Annotated in this window: 2 protein-coding genes and 1 pseudogene; all 3 read right to left on the reverse strand. The window is 74.0% G+C overall.

Features of this window, described 5'->3' with window-relative positions:
- Positions 1-319 (reverse strand): annotated as a pseudogene (locus tag G3I42_RS00790) (hypothetical protein); the annotation flags it as partial.
- An 11-nt stretch (positions 320-330) separates the two neighbouring features.
- Positions 331-996, reverse strand: coding sequence for a DUF4255 domain-containing protein (locus G3I42_RS00795; protein WP_164281929.1), 666 nt, complete (start codon positions 994-996; stop codon positions 331-333).
- Between the two features lie 185 nt (positions 997-1,181).
- Positions 1,182-1,835, reverse strand: coding sequence for a response regulator transcription factor (locus G3I42_RS00800; protein WP_203606183.1), 654 nt, complete (start codon positions 1,833-1,835; stop codon positions 1,182-1,184).
- Between the last annotated feature and the right edge of the window lie 522 nt (positions 1,836-2,357).

Genomic DNA, 2,357 nt, shown 5'->3' on the forward strand with positions numbered 1-2,357 from the left:
CGGGGGCGGGTTCCGGCGGTACGGGCCGGGAGGCGGCCCCGGCGCCGTCCGGCTGGCCGCCGTCCTCGCCCGGTGGCAGCGGTCCGTCGACCTCGCCCGGTGACAGCGGTCCGCCGTCCTCGGGCGGTGCCGCGTCGAGGAGCCTGCGGACGGTGTCGGGGGAGATGTAGAGGCCGCGCAGCGGGTCGTCCGCCGTGGGGTCACCGGCCGCCCGGTCTGCGACGAGGTCGGCCACGCGCTGCCGGAGGGCTTCGAGGCGGGCGGGAAGGCTCGTCCCGGCGCTCCCCGCGGCCTCGTCGGTCCCCGCCGTCGCGGTCACGGTGGGAGCGCTCACTGTCCCTCCTCCACGTGTCCGCGCCGTGCCTCGCGCGCGGCCTCGATCTGCCGGGGCGTGTGCGCGCGCTCGCTCGTGAGGGACGGCTCCCCGACCGCCCGCACGCGGACCGCGGCACCCTCGGTGACGGGCGGCCCGGCGTCGTACTCGGGGTAGGCCGGGAAGGGAACCGTGAGGGCGAGGTCGAGCGAGGGCTTCAGCTCGCCGTCGAGCGCGGACCAGATCTCGGCGAAGGAGCGCGCCTCGGTCTGCGCGCTCGCGACGCTGAGCGGCACCGAGAGGCCCAGCGCGGCGAGCGCGGGCGGCAGCGTCTCGGCGGGCAGGAGTTCGTGCGGCAGGAGGGTCGCGAGCACGGCCGAGAGCAGGCGGTGCTCGTCCTGCGGCGTGCGGGTCCAGGCGGTCACGAGGTACGAGAGGCGGAACCAGCGCGGTGGCTGCTTGCGTCGTACGACGATGTCACGGGCGTCCCGCACGGGCACCTGCCCCCGCTGACGCCGGTTCACGTCCTCGCGAATGTCGTACAGGTACACATTGACCGAGGGCCCCGTACGCCGTGCCGCCCAGTCCCGGCTGGGGGCCTCGAAGGAGATGTCGATCCCCGTGCCGGCCAGTCCTCCCCCGCCCAGGAGGCTTTTGACGACCTCGTCGACCTCGTGGATCACCGCGGTGTTCTCCTCGTCGTGGCACGCGTCTCGCGTGCCCTTGTGCGTGGGCGGCTCGCGCGGGCTCTCCGTGGGCGGAGCACGCGGTGCCGCGCACCGGCGACCGTCAGTCGGCCTGAGCCGCCTGATAAGTTACCGGTTCGGTCACATTTTCACTCTCGCGAAAGGCATTGCCGTCTTTTCGGTCAGATATAACCCTGCCGTAAGGCATAAGCCACGGCATGTGCGCGGTTGCGCAGGTGGAGCCGAGTGGTGAGACCGTGCATCACGTTCTTCACGGTGCGCTCGGAGTAGGAGAGCTTCCCGGCGATCTCGCCGGTGTCCAGCCCCTCGGCGACCAGACGCAGCACATCCGCCTCGCGCGGCGCGAGCCCCAGAGTCGTACCGCCCGCCACACCGTTCCCCCGGTGCAGCGTCCCGACCTGGCTGATGAGGCGTCCGAGCAGGTCGGCGGGGAGTTCCCCCTCGCCGCGCGCCGCGACCCGTACCGCCTGGACGAGGCGCGGGCCGGTCGCCTCGCGGCGCCAGACGACGGCGCGCACGCCGCACTCGATGAGGTCGAGGAGTTCGCTCTCACGCACGGCCCCCACGACGAGCACCGCGCGCGAGCCCTCGCTGCGCACGGCGCGGCGCAGGCGCGCGAACGCGTCCTCGTCGAGTCCCTCCTCGATGAGCAGTGCCACGGACCCGGGGCCCGGTTCCTCGCGCAGTTCTATCTCGGGTTCACGCCGCAGCTGGCTGACGGCGCCTTCTCGGGTGAGCGGGTCGGACGCCGTCACGGTCACGGCGATCCGCTCCCGTACGTCGTGCGCCGGCGTACCGGATCTCTGTATCAACAGGTTTCCCCGTATCGGTGGTGCAGCCCCCGGCGGCAGCCGGAGGACGTCGCGGTCACCACCATCCTCACGAGCCGCACCCGCCCCGCGCAATCGTGGTCAACCACGATCCGTACCACGAGAACACCGCCCGCACCCCGGGATCTCCCCCGCCGCGCCCGCCCCTTCGGGCCCGGTGGGCACGGGAACCACGCGCGCGTTCACCCCGTCTTCACCACTCAGCCCGACACTACGACACCACCCACCGTCACCACACCCCCTTTCATCAACTCGCCCACCGCACGCGTCCCCGCACCCCTCGTAGCCACCCGACCCCCCGCCGCCCCCGCGCCACCGCTCCCCCGAGCGGTCCCCCACCGGGCACCCCCCAGGAGGCAGCCATGACCCCGCCGGACCCCGACGCCTCCCCGACACCCGGCGCCCCCGCCTCCGGCTTCGCGGGGCCCGAGCCCACCGCCCCTCTCGTCGAGCGCGCCGAGGCGCTCGCCCTGCTCGCCGCCGAGACCGCGAGGGCCCGCGCGGGCC

It is taken from the genome of Streptomyces sp. SID11385 (assembly GCF_010548245.1).
Lineage (GTDB): Bacteria > Actinomycetota > Actinomycetes > Streptomycetales > Streptomycetaceae > Streptomyces.